Raw genomic sequence first — 13,969 nt, forward strand, 5'->3', positions numbered from 1 at the left:
TGATCCACCTGATGCGGATGAGAGGCCTCCACGCAGCAACGCGCCTTGCCCGACAGGCCTGTGAGGGGCTTGCTGAAACACTCAGCAAGTAGTTGCGATCGAGACCGTACGAGCCCCTCAACCATCGGTCAACCCTTCACGACGGGACTCCTGGACTTCCCTCGGAGAACCTCAACGCCATTGACTCGAGCGCCGATCGATTCTCTGCAAGGGGTTTCGCAAGCGTTTCAGAGGTGTTACGTTCAAACACCGTCCGGCCCGGCGGTCCGGAGGCCTCGGCAACTGTCGGAGCCCACGCGCCCGGCCCGCCGGGCCGGGCTCCAGCCGGGGCTCCGCAGCCTTCATGCCGCCCCGCAGCCCCGACCACAGGGCCGGCTGCGGAGCCTCTCCCCGGGCCGGTGCACTCACCCGCCGCGCCGCGCCGTGGAACCGCGCACGACCAACTCCGGCTGGAAGACGAACTCGGTCCGCTGCACGGGGGTTCCGCCGACCTCCTCCAGCAGCGCCCCCACCGCCGCGGTCGCCATCGCCTGCACCGGCTGGCGCACGGTGGTGAGCGGTGGGTCGGTGAACGGGATCAGCGGTGAGTCGTCGAAACCGATCACCGAGACGTCGTGCGGAACCGACAGGCCTCGTTCGCGCACCGCGCGGATCGCTCCCAGGGCCATCAGGTCGCTGCCGCAGACCAGGCCGGTGCACCCCCTGTCCAGCAGCGCCGTCGCGGCCGCGTGGCCGCCCTCCACCGTGAACAGGGTGCGCTCGATGTGCGCCTCGGCCTCGTCCGCCCGCATCCCGCAGAAGGAACGCACGGCCGCGAGGAAACCCTCGGCCTTGCGCCGCGACGGCACGAAACGGGTGGGGCCGACGGCCAGTCCGACCCTCGTGTGCCCCAGGTCGGCCAGGTGCCGCACCGCCATCCGTACCGCGGACCGGTCGTCGGACGACACGAAGGACGCCGTGATGCGCTCGTTGTAGCCGTTCACCAGGACGAACGGCATGCGGCGGGAGGCGAGTCTGTGGTACCGGACCGGGTCGGCCGTCGTGTCCGCGTGCAGCCCGGACAGGAAGACGATGCCCGTGACGCCCCGGTCCTCCATCTGCTCCACCAGTTCGTCCTCGGTGGACCCGCCGGGCATCTGCGTGCACAGCACGGGCGTGTATCCGTGCCCGGCCAGCACCTGCTCGATGACCTGGGCGAAAGCCGGGAAAATCGGGTTCGTGAGCTCCGGGATCACCAACCCGATCAGGCCGGCGCTGCGCTGGCGCAGCCGTACGGGCCGCTCGTAGCCGAGTACGTCGAGTGCGGCCACCACCCGCCGCCGGGTGGCGGGGGCGACGCCGGGTTTCCCGTTGAGCACGCGGCTCGCCGTGGCTTCACTCACCCCGGCCTGCGCAGCGATGTCGGTGAGCCGCGGGGTGCCGTGCTCGGCACCCCGCGTCAGGGAGAGGGTCACACCGCCCACCAGACGGTGCTGTCCGCGGGAAGTCCGGCCGCGTCGCCCCCGATCACCGGCTCGCAGCTGCTGAGCAGCGGCCGCCCCTGCGGGGTCCAGCGCACCGGCGCACCGGTCAGGTTCACGGTGCAGACCAGGTCGCCGTCCCGAGCCTGGTCGCCCGGGCCCCGTGCGGTGCGGCGGAAAGCGAGGACGCCCTCAGGGGCCTCCAGCCACTCGACGCCGTCGCCGGCACCGAGGGCGGGGTGCTTCCGGCGCAGTGCCAGGGCACTGCGGTAGAGCTCCAGCGTCGAGCCGGGGTCACCGGTCTGCGCCTCGACCGACAGGTGCCTCCAGCTCTCCGGCTGCGGCAGCCAGCTCGGTCCGCCCGCGACGGGTCCGAAGCCGTACGGCGCCTCGGTCCCCGACCACGGGATCGGTACCCGGCAGCCGTCCCGCAGCCCGTCCTGCCCGTTGTCCCGGAAGAACGAGGGGTCCTGCCGCACCTCGTCCGGCAGGTCGGTCACCTCCGGCAGGCCGAGTTCCTCGCCCTGGTAGAGGTAGGCGGACCCGGGCAGGGCCAGCATCAGCAGCGTCGCCGCGCGGGCCCGGCGCACCCCCTGCTCGGGACCGTCCGCGGCGAGGCGGGTGGTGTGCCGGACGACGTCGTGGTTGGACAGCACCCAGGTGCTCGGGGCGCCCACCGGGCGCATGGCGTCGAGGCAGTCGTCGATGGCCCGGCGCAGGGCGCCGGCGTCCCAGCCGGCGCCCAGGTAGTGGAAGTTGAACGCCTGGTGCAGTTCGTCCGCCCGCAGGTAGTTGGCCGTGCGCTCGGCGCTCGGCGTCCACGCCTCGGCGACGCCGATGCGCTCTCCCGGGTACTCGTCCAGGATCCTGCGCCAGGACCGGTAGATCTCGTGCACGCCGTCCTGGTCGAAGAAGGGCAGTGACTGGGTGCCGAGCAGCCGCAACTGCCCCGTGCGGCCCGTGTCGGGCAGTCCGGCGGCCTTGACCAGGCCGTGGGCGACGTCGATCCGGAAACCGTCGACGCCCATGTCGAGCCAGTACCGCAGCACGGAGCGGAACTCGTCCCGCACGGCCGGGTGCTCCCAGTTGAAGTCGGGTTGCTCGGGGGCGAAGAGGTGGAGGTACCACTCCCCCGGGGTGCCGTCGGGGTTCTTCGTGCGGGTCCAGGCGGGGCCGCCGAAGACGGACTCCCAGTCGTTGGGGGGCTCCTCTCCCCCGGGCCCGCGTCCCGGCCGGAAGTGGAAGCGGTCGCGCAGCGGGGAGCCGGGGCCCTCGCGCAGGGCGCGCCGGAACCAGTCGTGCTGGTCCGAGCAGTGGTTGGGGACCACGTCGACGATCACGCGCAGCCCCAGGGCGTGCGCGTCGCGGATCAGTTCGTCCGCGTCGAGCAGCGTGCCGAACACGGGGTCGACGGCCCGGTAGTCGGCGACGTCGTAGCCGCCGTCGGCCTGAGGCGAGACGTAGAAGGGGCTGAGCCAGACGGCGTCGACGCCGAGGTCCCTCAGGTACGGCAGCCGGGAGCGGATGCCCTGGAGGTCGCCCACCCCGTCGCCGTCGCTGTCGGCGAAGCTGCGGGGATAGACCTGGTAGATCACGGCGTCCCGCCACCAGCCCGGGCGCTCGCCGGGGCCGGAGGGTCGGGTACGGGTGCCGGGTTCGGCAAGGTGCTGGGTCATGGTTCTCCTGCCTGCGTCGGGGGCGGTCAGGACTTGGTGGCGCCTGCGGTCAGACCGGAGACGAGGTGCCGCTGGACGAGTCCGAAGACGATCGCGGCGGGGACCGCGATGATCACGGCGGCCGCGGTCAGCGCGCCCCAGTCGCTCGTGTACTGGTTGACGAACGTCTGGAGGCCTCCGGCGAGCGTGAGGTTCTCCTCGCCGGTCATGAAGGCGGACGCGTAGGCCACTTCGCCCCAGCCGGTGATGAAGGTGTAGAAGGCGGTGACGGCGAGCCCCGGCTTGGCCAGGGGCAGCACCAGCCGCCAGAACGTGCCGAACGGGGTGAGTCCGTCGACCCGGCCGGCTTCGTCGATCTCGACCGGGATGCCGTCGAAGTAGCCCTTCATCATCCAGGCGCAGAACGGCACGGCGACGGTGAGATAGGTGACGACCAGTCCGATCGGCTGGTTGAGCAGCCCGAGGCCGGCGAGCAGGTTGTACAGCGGCACGATGAGCACCGCCACCGGGAACATCTGGGTGAGCAGGAGCATCCACATCAGGGGGCGCATGCCGGGGAAGCGGAAACGGCTCACCGCGTAGCCGGTGGTGGCGGAGATGAAGACGCCGATCAGCGTGGTCAGCCCGACGACGACCAGCGAGTTCTGCAGCCAGGACAGGAAGTCGGTGTCGCGTACGACGTGGCTGTAGTTGCCGAGCGTGAAGTCCTTGACGAGTGAGGTGTCGAACGCGTCGGTCTTCGGTTTGAAGGAGGTGGCCAGCAGCCACAGCGGGGGGAAGACCGCGACGACGGAGGCGGTCAGCAGGGTCAGGTGCAGTCCGAGCGAAGCCAGCGGGCCGCGCTCGCCGCGCTTGCGCGCGGAGGCCGGCGGCTCGGTGCGCCCGGGGGTGCGCGTGATCGTGTCGGTCACCAGGTCTCTCCCTGCTTGCGCAGTGCGCGGCGGTAGGCCGCGGTGACGAGTGCCAGGAGCAGCAGGATCAGCACGCCCCAGGCGGCGGACGTGGAGTAGTCCCGCGGGCTGATGACGAAGGACAGGCGGTAGGCGTACGTCACCAGGATCTCGGTGGCGTCACCCGGGCCGCCCCGGGTCAGCAGGAAGATCACCGGGAACATGTTGAAGGTCCAGATGGTGCTGAGCAGGACGACCGTGCTCGAGACGGACCGCAGCCCGGGCAGGGTGATGTGGCGGAAGCGCTGCCAGGGGCCCGCCCCGTCCATCTCCGCGGCCTCGTAGAGCTCTCCGGGGATGGACTGCAGGCCGCCGAGGAGGGCGATGAGCATGAACGGCACGCCCACCCAGACGTTCACCGCGATGACGGAGATCTTCGCCCAGGTGGGGTCGTTCAGCCAGGAGATCCGGTCGAACCCGGCGCCGGTGAGCAGTTCGTTGAACAGACCGCTGCGTTCGTTGAACAGCAGGCGCCAGGTGAACACGGAGACGAACGCCGGCACCGCCCAGGGCAGGACCAGGGCCGTGCGGTACAGGGTGCGGCCCTTGAAGGTGCGGTTGAGCATGACGGCCAGGGCCAGCCCGAGGGCGAAGGAGAGCGCCACGCAGCTGACCGTCCACACCACGGTCCAGCCGAGCCGGTCCCAGAAGACGCCGTCGTTGAGGATCGCCCGGTAGTTGGCGAGTCCGACATGCTCGTACGTCGCGGGGATGTGGTTGACCCCGATGGTGCGCTCGACGTTGGCCTCGTTGGCGTCGGTGAAGGACAGCCAGACGCCGCGCGCGAGGGGGTATCCGATGATCACGCCGATCACGATCACCACGGGGGCGACCATGCTCCAGGCGTACCAGTGGGTGGCCAGGGCCCTGCGCAGCCGCCCCGGGGTCCTGGGGTTCTTGTGGCCGGTGCGGTGGGCCCGGCCGCGGGCACCCTGTGTGCCCGCGGCCTTCGTCACCGGCCGGCCGGTCTCGACAGCCATGGGTCGTCGGTCCGCCTTCCCGTGGCCTACTTGTAGTCCTTGAGCAGCTTGCGGTAGGCGTCGCCGGTGCTCGACGCCGCCTCGTCCGGGCTGGTCTTGCCGGCCAGCACGTTGGCCATCTGCAGCCGGATCGGCTCGAAGAGGGCGTTGCCCTGGGCGATCCACGGCCGCTCCACGGCCTTGTCGACCGCCGGCTTGAAGAACTTCACCATCTCGTTGTCCGCGACGGCCGGCACCTCGTAGACGGAGGTGCGGGTGGGGAGCAGGCTCAGCTTCTCGGTGGTCTCCTGCTGCACCTCGGCGGAGCTCATGTACTTCACGAAGGCGTAGGAGGCGTCGAGGTTCTTCGAGCCGGCGTACACCGACAGGTTCCACCCGCCCTGAGGTGATCCCTGGCCGGCGCTGCCGGCCGGGACGGGGGCCACTCCGAGGTTGGCGGGATCCTTGAACCGGTCGCCCGCCTTGACGTCCTCGATGGCCCACGGGCCGTTGAGCATCATGGCGACCTTGCCCGACTTGAAGGCGTTCTGCATGTTGTTCCAGCCGTCGGACGCGTCCGTGATGGCCGCTTCGCTGTCCACCAGGTCCTTGAGGATCCGGTACGCCTCCACGCCGGGCTCGTCGTCGATGGTGACGGTCTTGTTCTTCTCGTCGACCAGGTCGCCGCCCTCGCCGTAGAGGTAGGGCAGGAACCAGTACGGGTCGTCGCCCCGCAGGTAGAGGCCGGTCGCGCCGGTCTTCTCCTTGATCCTGGCGGCGGCCGTCTTCAGCTCGGTGACGGAGGCGGGTGCCTGGACGCCGGCCTTCTTCAGCAACTCCTTGTTGTAGAAGAGCGCCAGGGTGTCGATCACCTGCGGGACCGCGTAGGTCTTCCCCTCGTACTTCGTGCTGGCCGCGGCCTGCGGGAGGTGGTCCGACGCGTCGTCGAGGGCGGCCGTGCCGTCGAGCGGGGCGAGGTAGCCGATGCTGGCGAAGTCCGCGACCCAGGCCACCTCCGTGCGCATCACGTCCGGGGCACCGGAGTTGCCGCCCGCCGCGTTCTTGAACTTGGCGTTCGCCTCGCCGAACGGCACGTTGACGTACTTGACGTCGACCTTCGGGTGTTCCTTCTCGAAACGTTCCGCGAGGGCCTGGTACGTCGCCTTCTCCGCCTCGTTGGAGGTGTCCCAGAAGGTGACGGTTCCCGACAGCTCCCCGCTGCCCCCGCCGGCACCGTTCCGGCCGTCGTCGTCCCCGCCACATGCCGAAGCCGTCATGGCCAGAGCCGCGACCAGCGCGGTGGCCGCAATGCCACGCCGCATTGTGAACTCCCCTGTTTCTTCCCGGAATTGGGCGGAGGCATCGAGGCCTCACGCCAACCGCTCCTGCGCGGCGCCGGGGTTGCCAGGAACGTAACAGGGACGAAAGGACGCCGAAAGATGTTGCGGCAATTTGCTGCAAGTTTTTTCAGCCATTGTGCGGGCGGCGGACAGGCGTACTGCGCAGCCCCGTCGTTTTCCCCACGCAGTGGGCACAGCGGCGGCCGGCGGGTAAAGTGCCCTGCCATGACCATGCGGCTCGCCGACATCGCAGCCCAGGCGGGCGTCAGCAAGGCCACGGTCAGCCGCGTGCTCAACGGCGCGCGCGGTGTGGCCACGGACACCCGCGACTCCGTGCTCGCCGCACTCGACACGCTGGGGTACGAGTACCCGTCACGGCAGCGGCGTGCGGAGCTGGTCGGTCTGATCACACCGGAGCTGGACAATCCCGTCTTCCCCGCGCTGGCCGAAGTGATGGGGCAGGCGCTCACGCGCCGGGGGTACACGCCCGTCCTGGCCACGCAGACGCCGGGGGGTTCGACCGAGGACGAACTCACCGAGATGCTCGTGGGCCGCGGGGTAGCCGGCATCGTCTTCGTCTCCGGGCTGCACGCCGACACCACCGCAGACACCGGACGCTATGACCGGCTGCACCGGCAGCGGGTGCCCTTCGTGCTCGTCAACGGGTTCTCCCCCCGGATCGAGGCGCCCTTCGTCTCCCCGGACGACCGGGCCGCCATGCGTCTGGCCGTGGCGCATCTGGCCGAGCTGGGACACGAGCGCATCGGGCTCGCGCTCGGGCCGGAGCGCTTCGTGCCGGTCCAGCGCAAGATCGAGGGCTTCCGCGTCGGTATGCACGAGCACCTGGGACTGTCTGCGCAGGAGGCCGGGGAACTGATCCAGCACTCGCTGTTCTCTCTGGAAGGGGGCCAGGCAGCGGCGTCCGCGCTGATCGACAGGGGGTGCACGGCTGTCGTGTGCGCCAGCGACATGATGGCCCTCGGCGCTGTCCGGGCCGCGCGCCAGAGGGGCCTTGCGGTTCCCGGCGACCTCTCGGTCGTCGGCTTCGACGACTCGCCGCTCATCGCCTTCACCGACCCTCCGCTGACCACGATCAGACAGCCCGTCAAGGCGATGGGGCAGATCGCCGTGGACGCGCTGCTGGAGGAGATGTCCGGAACGCCGCCGCCGCGCACCGAGTTCGTCCTCATGCCGGAACTGGTGGTCCGGGGGTCCACCGCCGCCGCTCCGCGGGACGGCCGGCGCCCGCCGGGCCGGCACTGACCCGCCGGCCACCACCCGGACACGACACCCCGGAGCGGCCGAGGTCCCGTGGTCCCGGTCCGGCCCGGCGTCACGCGGACGCGAGCAGCGGACGCCACCAGTCCGCGTGGCGCTCGTACCACTGGGCGGTCTCGGCCAGGGCGGCCGCGAAGTCGGTGCGGGGCCGGTATCCGAGTTCGGCGGTGATCTTGCCGTGGTCGACCGCGTAGCGCCGGTCGTGCCCCTTGCGGTCCTCGACGTGTTCGATCCGCTCCGGGCCCGCGCCGCACAGGGCGAGCAGCCGGTGTGTGAGCTCCAGGTTGGACAGCGGGGTGCCGCCCCCGATGTTGTAGACCTCCCCCGGCCGGCCCGACACGCGGACGAGTTCGACGGCCCGGACGTGGTCGTCGACGTACAGCCAGTCGCGCTCGTACCGTCCGTCGCCGTAGAGCGGGACGGTGCCGCCGGACAGCAGGCGGGCCAGGAAGTGCGGGATGAGCTTCTCCGGGTGCTGGTGGGGCCCGAAGTCGTTCGAGCAGCGGGTCACCCGGACGTCCGGTCCGTGCGTGCGGTGATGGGCCAGGGCGATCAGGTCCGAGGCCGCCTTCGACGCCGCGTACGGCGAGGTGGGCCGCAGGGGATCGCTCTCCTTGGCGGCCCCCCCGGGGGGAGGGAGCCGTACACCTCGTCGGTGGAGACGTGCACGAAGGTGCGCACGCCGTGGCGGAGCGCGGCGTCGAGCAGCACCTGGGTGCCCAGCACATTGGTGCGGGTGAAGGCGCCGCCGTCGGCGATGGAACGGTCGACGTGCGACTCGGCGGCGAAGTGCACGATCTGGTCGTGGCGTCGGGCCAGCGCGTCCACCAGGGACGCGTCGCACACGTCGCCCTGGACGAAGGTGAGGTCGGGGTGGTCGCGCACCGCGTGGAGGTGTGCGAGGCTGCCGGCGTAGGTGAGTTTGTCGAGGACGGTCACCGCCGTGCCCCCGGGTCCTCGGGGCGACAGGAGGTGGCGTACGTAGGCGGAGCCGATGAAGCCCGCCCCGCCGGTGACGAGGATCGCTGCGTTCATGGGGTGAGGTACACCTTGCTGTGGTCGCCGATCACCAGACGGTGAGCTTGCGGAAGACGGGGGGCCGGGCCCACGACGGCGCCGCGGCCGATGAGGGACGCCTCGATGCGGGACGCCCCCTCGACCTGCGCGCCGCGCAGCAGGACGGAGTACTCGACGGCACTGTCCTCGACCCGGCAGTCCTCCCCGATGGAGGTGTACGGGCCGACGCTGGAGTTGCTGACGACGGCGCCCGCGCCGATGACCACCGGGCCGACGACGCGTGACCCGCGCACCACCGCGCCCTCGGCCACCCGGACCCGGCCGATCAGCGTGCTGTGCGCGTCGACCTTGCCCTCGATCCGGCCCTCCAGCCCGTCGAGGACGTGGCGGTTGACCTCCAGCATGTCCTCCGCGCTGCCGGTGTCGCGCCAGGGCCGGGTGGTGGTCTCGGCGCGCACGCACAGCCCTTGGTCGACCATCCACTGCACGGCGTGGGTGATCTCCAGCTCGCCGCGTGCCGAGGGGGCGATGGCGCGCACCGCCTCGTGCACGGCCGGGCTGAAGGCGTACACGCCGATGAGGGCGAGCGCGCTGCGCGGAGTGTCGGGCTTCTCCTCCAGGCGCAGCACGTTCCCTTCGGCGTCGACCTCCGCGACTCCGAACGCGGAGGGGTCCGCTACGGGGGTCAGCAGCAGCCGGGCCGCCGCGGCGTCGGCGGCGGCAAGACGCACGAAGTCGGTGACCCCCTGCGGGAGGTAGTTGTCGCCCAGGTACAGCAGGAAGTCGTCGTCGCCGAGGAAGTCGCGGGCGATGCGCACCGCGTGCGCGAGGCCGAGCGGGCGGGACTGTTGCAGGTAGGTGATGCGTAACCCGAACTCTGCACCGTCACCGGCCAGTTCGCGGATCTCGCGGCCGTGCGACCCCACGACGACGCCGACTTCCCGGATGCCCGCCGCGACGAGGGAGTCCAGCGCGTAGAACAGCACGGGTCTGTTGGCGACGGGGAGCAGCTGCTTGGCGCCGGTGTGCGTGAACGGCCTCAGTCTGCTGCCGGTTCCACCTGCCAGGACCAGGGCCTTCACCTCGGCCTCCGCGGGGGCGGACCGGTCGGGGGGCGTTTTCTCACAGGTCTCTCCTCGCATGAGAGGCGTGGCGTCGCCGTGGGCACATCGACTCAAGCAGACTGCCGCGCCCCCTCGCAACAATTTTCTGAAACGATCCGCAAAGTCTTGCAGCCGTCTGTGTTCAAGTGTTTGACTCAAGTCGAACAGCCAACCGTGGTGTGTCACACCGCAGTTCGCCGGTGATCGCGTACAGCCGGTCCGACGAGCAGGGACAGCGATGACAGGTTTACGGCAGACCCAGCACCTGGCACGGGAGGCCCGGCATCTGGCGCCGGGCGCTTCCGAGGAAGCCGTTCACGGACGCCGGGTGTTCGCCGAGGGGCACGGTCCCGTGCTGACCGACCTCGACGGCAACCAGTACCTCGACTTCGCCGCCGGCACCCTCACCCAGTCCCTGGGCCACGGGCACCCGGAGGTGGTCGAGGCGCTCACCGCCCAGGCCCGCCGTCTGTGGAACGTCCACGACAGCGCCACTCCGGACCGCGCCGGCCTGCTGGACCTGCTCGCCAGGCTGCTGCCCGAACGGCTCGACACCTACGCGTTCTTCTCCACCGGCGCGGAGGTGGTCGAGGCCGCACTGCGGGTCGTCCAGGCGACCGCGCCGCCGGGACGCAACCGGATCGGCGCCCTGCGGCACGGCTTCCACGGCAAGACCATGGGGGCCAGGATGCTCGTGCACTGGGACATCGGCCACCAGGCGTTCAGCGGCAACAGCGTGCTGGGCTACAGCCCTTACTGCTACCGCTGCCCCCTGGGGCTGGAGTACCCGTCGTGCGACGTGCGCTGCGCGACGCTGGTGCGCCGGCACATCGCCGAGAAGCCCAACGTCTCCGCGCTGGTCTTCGAACCCGTCCTCGGCGCGGCGGGGGTCGTCGTGCCGCCGCCGGGTTACTGGGAACGCATCGCGGACGCCTGCCGGGAGGGCGGCGTCCTGCTCGTCGCGGACGAGGTGCTCACCGGCGGCGGACGCACGGGGGCCTTCCTCGCCAGTGACCTCTTCGGCGTCGAACCGGACCTGGCGATGCTGTCCAAGGGCACCGCGAGCGGGTTCCCCTTCGCCGTTCTCGCCGGCCGTGCGGAGCTGCTGCGCAGGCCGGAAGCGGCCATCTCGGGGGCGTACGCCTCGACGTACGCGAGCAACCCGCTGGGCATCGCCGCCGCCCGCGCCACGCTCGAGGTCGTCGAGCGCGACCGGCTGATCGACCGCGTACGCGTCCTCGGCGAGATCATGGAGGACCGGCTGCGCGTCCTGGAGTCCCGCTTCGACCGGCTGGGCCAGGTGCGCGGCCTCGGACTGCTGTGGGGCCTGGAGTTCGTCACCGATCCCGCCGCCCGCACACCCGCGCCGGAGACGGCCCGGGCCGTCTACACCACGGCCCTGGACCTGGGACTGCGCACCTCCCTCGGAGGCCACATCCTGCGCCTGGCCCCGCCGTTCACACTCGACGAGGCGCTGCTCGAGGAGGGTCTGCGGCTGTTGGAGAAGGCCCTCGAACGGGTGATCGCGTGATCGTGGCGGAGCGCCTCGTCAAGGAGTTCCGGCTGGCCGAACGCAAACCCGGCCTGCTCGGCAGCCTCTCCACCCTCCTCACCCGCCGCCACCGCGTGGTGCGCGCGGTCGACGACGTCTCCTTCGAGATACCGGCCGGCACCAAGACGGCCTACATCGGCGCCAACGGGGCCGGCAAGTCGACCACGATCAAGATGCTGACCGGCATCATGACCCCCACCTCCGGCCGCTGCACGGTCGCCGGCCTGGAGCCGTACCGGCACCGGCAGCGCAACGCCCGCACCATCGGCGTCGTCTTCGGCCAGCGCAGCCAGCTGTGGTGGGACCTGTCGGTGCCGGACTCCTTCCGCATCCTGCGCCGCGTCTACGACATCCCCGAGCCGGTCTACCGGCGCAACCTCGACCTGTTCCGCGAGCTCCTCGACATCGACGCGCTGGGTCCGACCCCCGTACGGCAGCTGAGCCTCGGCCAGCGCATGCGCGCCGAGATCGCGGCGAGCCTGCTGCACGACCCCGCCGTCCTGTTCTGGGACGAGCCCACCATCGGCCTCGACATGGTGCTCAAGGACGCGGTGCGCCACCTGGTCAACCGCGCCCACCGGGAGCTGGGCACCACCGTGGTGCTCACCAGCCACGACATCGCCGACATCGGCGCGATCTGCGACAGCGCCCTGGTCGTCGACCACGGCCGGGTCGTCCACCAGGGGACCCTGAAGGACCTGCTGCGCACCGCCGACCACCGCTCGGTCGTCTTCGACCACCGGGACGGCACCGCGGCCGGTACCGTCCGCGCCCGCATCGAGGCCGGTCTGCCGGGCGTGCGCGCCACACCGGACGACGGCGGCCGCATCCGCGTCGACTACCCGGCCGGCCGCTACACCTCCCGGCAGGTCCTCACCTTCCTCCTGGACCACTTCGACCTCGCCGACTGGTACGCCCCCGAACCCGGCCTGGAGGACGTGCTCCGCAAGATCTACGGCCGCGCACGCGTTCCCGGCGACACACCCGACGGGGCCGGCCGTACACCTGACGGTGCCGCATGACCGCCCGCCTGCGCCGCTACACGCCGTTCGCCACCAGCGGCCTGCAGTCCCTGCTGCAGTACCGCTCGATGTTCGCGATGACCGCGATGACCGCGGCCGCCGGCGCGGCGGTGACCGTCTTCCTGTGGCGCGCCGTGTACGCGGGCACACCCGGCCGCGGACCCGGCGGCTTCACCGTGGAGGACATCACCACCTACCTGCTGGTGGCCCAGATCCTGCAGGTGCTGCACACCAACCGGGTGGACGACGAGGTCGCGGCCGAGGTGTACCGGGGTGACGTCGCGGTCATGCTGGTGCGCCCCGTCAGCTACCCGGTGATGCGGTTCTTCGCCTGCCTGCCCGTGGTGGGGGCCAACGCCGTCCTGGTCGGCCTGCCGGTCCTCGGCCTGTTCGCGCTGCTCGTCCCGCTCACCGCGCCCCGGCCGGCGGACCTGCTGCTGTTCACCGTCTCCACCGCCCTGTCGGTGCTGCTGGCGTTCTGTGTGAACCTGCTGACCGGCATGACCGGTTTCCTCACCACCAACACCTGGGGCGTGCGGATGGTCAAGCAGAGCGTCGTCGCCTTCTTCGCCGGACAGCTCGTGCCGCTCGCGCTGATGCCGGGCCCGCTGGCCGCGCTCGCGAAGGTCCTGCCCTTCCGCGGCATGGTCGACGGTCCGCTGACCCTGCTGCTCGGCCGCTACGACGGCTGGACGGACGCCGCCGGGGTGCTCGTCCAGCAGGCGGCCTGGGCGGCCGGGCTGTCGCTGCTGTGCGCCGCGCTGTGGCGCGCCGCCCTGGGACGGCTGGAGGTGCTCGGCGGATGACGCGCACCATGATGCGGTACCTGCGGCTGGCCTGGTTCCTGGGCGGGGTGGGCCTGCACCGGCTGGCCGCGTACCGCATGGACTTCGTGCTCGGCGCGGGCGCCTTCCTGGTGCGGGTCGGCATCCAGACGGCGGTCGTCGGCCTCGTCTTCCGGCAGGTCCCCGCCGTGGGCGGCTGGTCGTACCACGAGGTGCTGTTCCTGCTGGGGTTCTCCCTGCTGCCGCGCGGGCTCGACCACCTCTTCACCGACCAGTTGTGGGAACTGGGCCGCAAACTGGTCCAGCGCGGGGAGTTCTACCGCTACCTCGTCCGGCCGGTCGACCCGCTGTTCTCCTTGCTGTCGGAGCGCTTCTTCCACCCCGACGGGCTCGGCGAACTCGTCGTCGGCGCCGTCCTGGTGGGATACGCGGGGAGCGAGCTCGGCCTGTCGCTCAGCCCCGTGCAGTGGGTGCTGGCGCCCGTGCTGGTGCTGTGCGGGGCGCTGCTGCACACCTCGGTGAAGCTGCTCTTCGCCTCCCTGTCCTTCTGGACGGTGACGAGCATGCCCGCGATGTACGCGGCCAACCAGGTGTCGGAGTTCTCCGCCTACCCCCTGGACATCTACCACCCCTCGCTGAAGGCCCTGCTCACCTGGGTCCTGCCCTTCGCCTTCACCGCCTACGTGCCCTGCGTCTACCTGCTGAGCGGCGGGACCGGCCTGCTCGGCTGGCTGCCCGTGGTGACCGCCGGCGCCCTGGCCCTCGCGCTGACGGTCTGGCGCCGCGGCGTCAACCGCTACGAAATGACCGGAAGTTGAGCCTGACAT

At 71.1% G+C, this 13,969-nt stretch carries 11 protein-coding genes and 1 pseudogene; 5 read left to right on the top strand and 7 right to left on the bottom strand.

The annotated features are described in order from the left end of the window. Window positions 1–404 precede the first annotated feature (404 nt). Genes FHS37_RS30060 through FHS37_RS30080 form a run of 5 tightly spaced genes read right to left on the bottom strand, consistent with a single transcriptional unit; the run spans window position 405 to window position 6,367 of the window. Entirely contained in the window at window positions 405–1,463 is a 1,059-nt protein-coding gene (locus FHS37_RS30060; RefSeq protein ID WP_184826974.1) for a LacI family DNA-binding transcriptional regulator, read from the bottom strand. Beyond that, window positions 1,451–3,136 carry a glycoside hydrolase family 13 protein gene (locus tag FHS37_RS30065; RefSeq protein ID WP_184826976.1) on the bottom strand — a complete coding sequence of 562 codons (1,686 nt, stop codon included), beginning with the start codon at window positions 3,134–3,136 and terminating at the stop codon, window positions 1,451–1,453. Before FHS37_RS30065 ends, FHS37_RS30060 begins: the two co-directional genes overlap by 13 nt. Window positions 3,137–3,162: 26 nt before the next feature. Beyond that, the gene (locus FHS37_RS30070) at window positions 3,163–4,047 is read right to left on the bottom strand and encodes a sugar ABC transporter permease (protein WP_184826978.1); all 885 of its coding nucleotides are present in this window, start codon (window positions 4,045–4,047) and stop codon (window positions 3,163–3,165) included. After that, window positions 4,044–5,066: a carbohydrate ABC transporter permease gene (locus FHS37_RS30075; RefSeq protein WP_184826980.1), complete on the bottom strand. Its 1,023-nt coding sequence runs from the start codon at window positions 5,064–5,066 to the stop codon at window positions 4,044–4,046. The genes FHS37_RS30070 and FHS37_RS30075 overlap by 4 nt, the downstream gene beginning before the upstream one ends. Window positions 5,067–5,092: 26 nt before the next feature. Next, window positions 5,093–6,367 (bottom strand): extracellular solute-binding protein, encoded by a 1,275-nt coding sequence (locus tag FHS37_RS30080; RefSeq protein ID WP_184826982.1) that lies wholly within the window; start codon window positions 6,365–6,367, stop codon window positions 5,093–5,095. A 243-nt stretch (window positions 6,368–6,610) separates the two neighbouring features. On the opposite strand from FHS37_RS30080, the gene FHS37_RS30085 reads away from it, so the two are divergent. After that, window positions 6,611–7,648, top strand: a complete 1,038-nt coding sequence (locus FHS37_RS30085; RefSeq protein ID WP_184826984.1) for a LacI family DNA-binding transcriptional regulator — start codon at window positions 6,611–6,613, stop codon at window positions 7,646–7,648. Window positions 7,649–7,718: 70 nt separating this feature from the next. Here FHS37_RS30085 and rfbB read toward each other — a convergent pair. Both rfbB and FHS37_RS30095 read right to left on the bottom strand, forming a co-directional pair. Beyond that, a pseudogene (gene rfbB, locus FHS37_RS30090) lies at window positions 7,719–8,698 on the bottom strand (dTDP-glucose 4,6-dehydratase). After that, the gene (locus FHS37_RS30095) at window positions 8,695–9,762 is read right to left on the bottom strand and encodes a glucose-1-phosphate thymidylyltransferase (protein WP_184826986.1); all 1,068 of its coding nucleotides are present in this window, start codon (window positions 9,760–9,762) and stop codon (window positions 8,695–8,697) included. Before FHS37_RS30095 ends, rfbB begins: the two are co-directional and overlap by 4 nt. A gap of 259 nt (window positions 9,763–10,021) precedes the next feature. Here FHS37_RS30095 and FHS37_RS30100 point away from each other — a divergent pair, with 259 nt between their 5' ends. From FHS37_RS30100 to FHS37_RS30115, 4 genes are read left to right on the top strand one after another with little or no spacing between them, the layout of a single operon-like run. Further along, window positions 10,022–11,314 carry an aspartate aminotransferase family protein gene (locus FHS37_RS30100; RefSeq protein WP_184826988.1) on the top strand — a complete coding sequence of 431 codons (1,293 nt, stop codon included), beginning with the start codon at window positions 10,022–10,024 and terminating at the stop codon, window positions 11,312–11,314. Continuing rightward, a complete protein-coding gene (locus FHS37_RS30105) occupies window positions 11,311–12,357 on the top strand; it encodes an ABC transporter ATP-binding protein (protein WP_184826990.1) in 1,047 nt (348 codons plus the stop codon). Before FHS37_RS30100 ends, FHS37_RS30105 begins: the two co-directional genes overlap by 4 nt. Continuing rightward, window positions 12,354–13,163: an ABC transporter permease gene (locus FHS37_RS30110; RefSeq protein ID WP_184826992.1), complete on the top strand. Its 810-nt coding sequence runs from the start codon at window positions 12,354–12,356 to the stop codon at window positions 13,161–13,163. The genes FHS37_RS30105 and FHS37_RS30110 overlap by 4 nt, the downstream gene beginning before the upstream one ends. Further along, window positions 13,160–13,960 carry an ABC transporter permease gene (locus FHS37_RS30115; protein ID WP_221500493.1) on the top strand — a complete coding sequence of 267 codons (801 nt, stop codon included), beginning with the start codon at window positions 13,160–13,162 and terminating at the stop codon, window positions 13,958–13,960. The genes FHS37_RS30110 and FHS37_RS30115 overlap by 4 nt, the downstream gene beginning before the upstream one ends. Window positions 13,961–13,969: the final 9 nt, after the last annotated feature.

The organism is Streptomyces griseomycini (assembly GCF_014203535.1).
In the GTDB taxonomy this organism is placed as follows: Bacteria; Actinomycetota; Actinomycetes; order Streptomycetales; family Streptomycetaceae; genus Streptomyces; species Streptomyces griseomycini.

Coding starts and splice junctions, on each gene's coding strand:
- FHS37_RS30100 (WP_184826988.1), top strand. CDS start 10,022: ATGACAGGTTTACGGCAGACCCAGCACCTGGCACGGGAGGCCCGGCAT.
- FHS37_RS30065 (WP_184826976.1), bottom strand. CDS start 3,136: ATGACCCAGCACCTTGCCGAACCCGGCACCCGTACCCGACCCTCCGGC.
- FHS37_RS30115 (WP_221500493.1), top strand. CDS start 13,160: ATGACGCGCACCATGATGCGGTACCTGCGGCTGGCCTGGTTCCTGGGC.
- FHS37_RS30080 (WP_184826982.1), bottom strand. CDS start 6,367: ATGCGGCGTGGCATTGCGGCCACCGCGCTGGTCGCGGCTCTGGCCATG.
- FHS37_RS30110 (WP_184826992.1), top strand. CDS start 12,354: ATGACCGCCCGCCTGCGCCGCTACACGCCGTTCGCCACCAGCGGCCTG.
- FHS37_RS30075 (WP_184826980.1), bottom strand. CDS start 5,066: ATGGCTGTCGAGACCGGCCGGCCGGTGACGAAGGCCGCGGGCACACAG.
- FHS37_RS30085 (WP_184826984.1), top strand. CDS start 6,611: ATGACCATGCGGCTCGCCGACATCGCAGCCCAGGCGGGCGTCAGCAAG.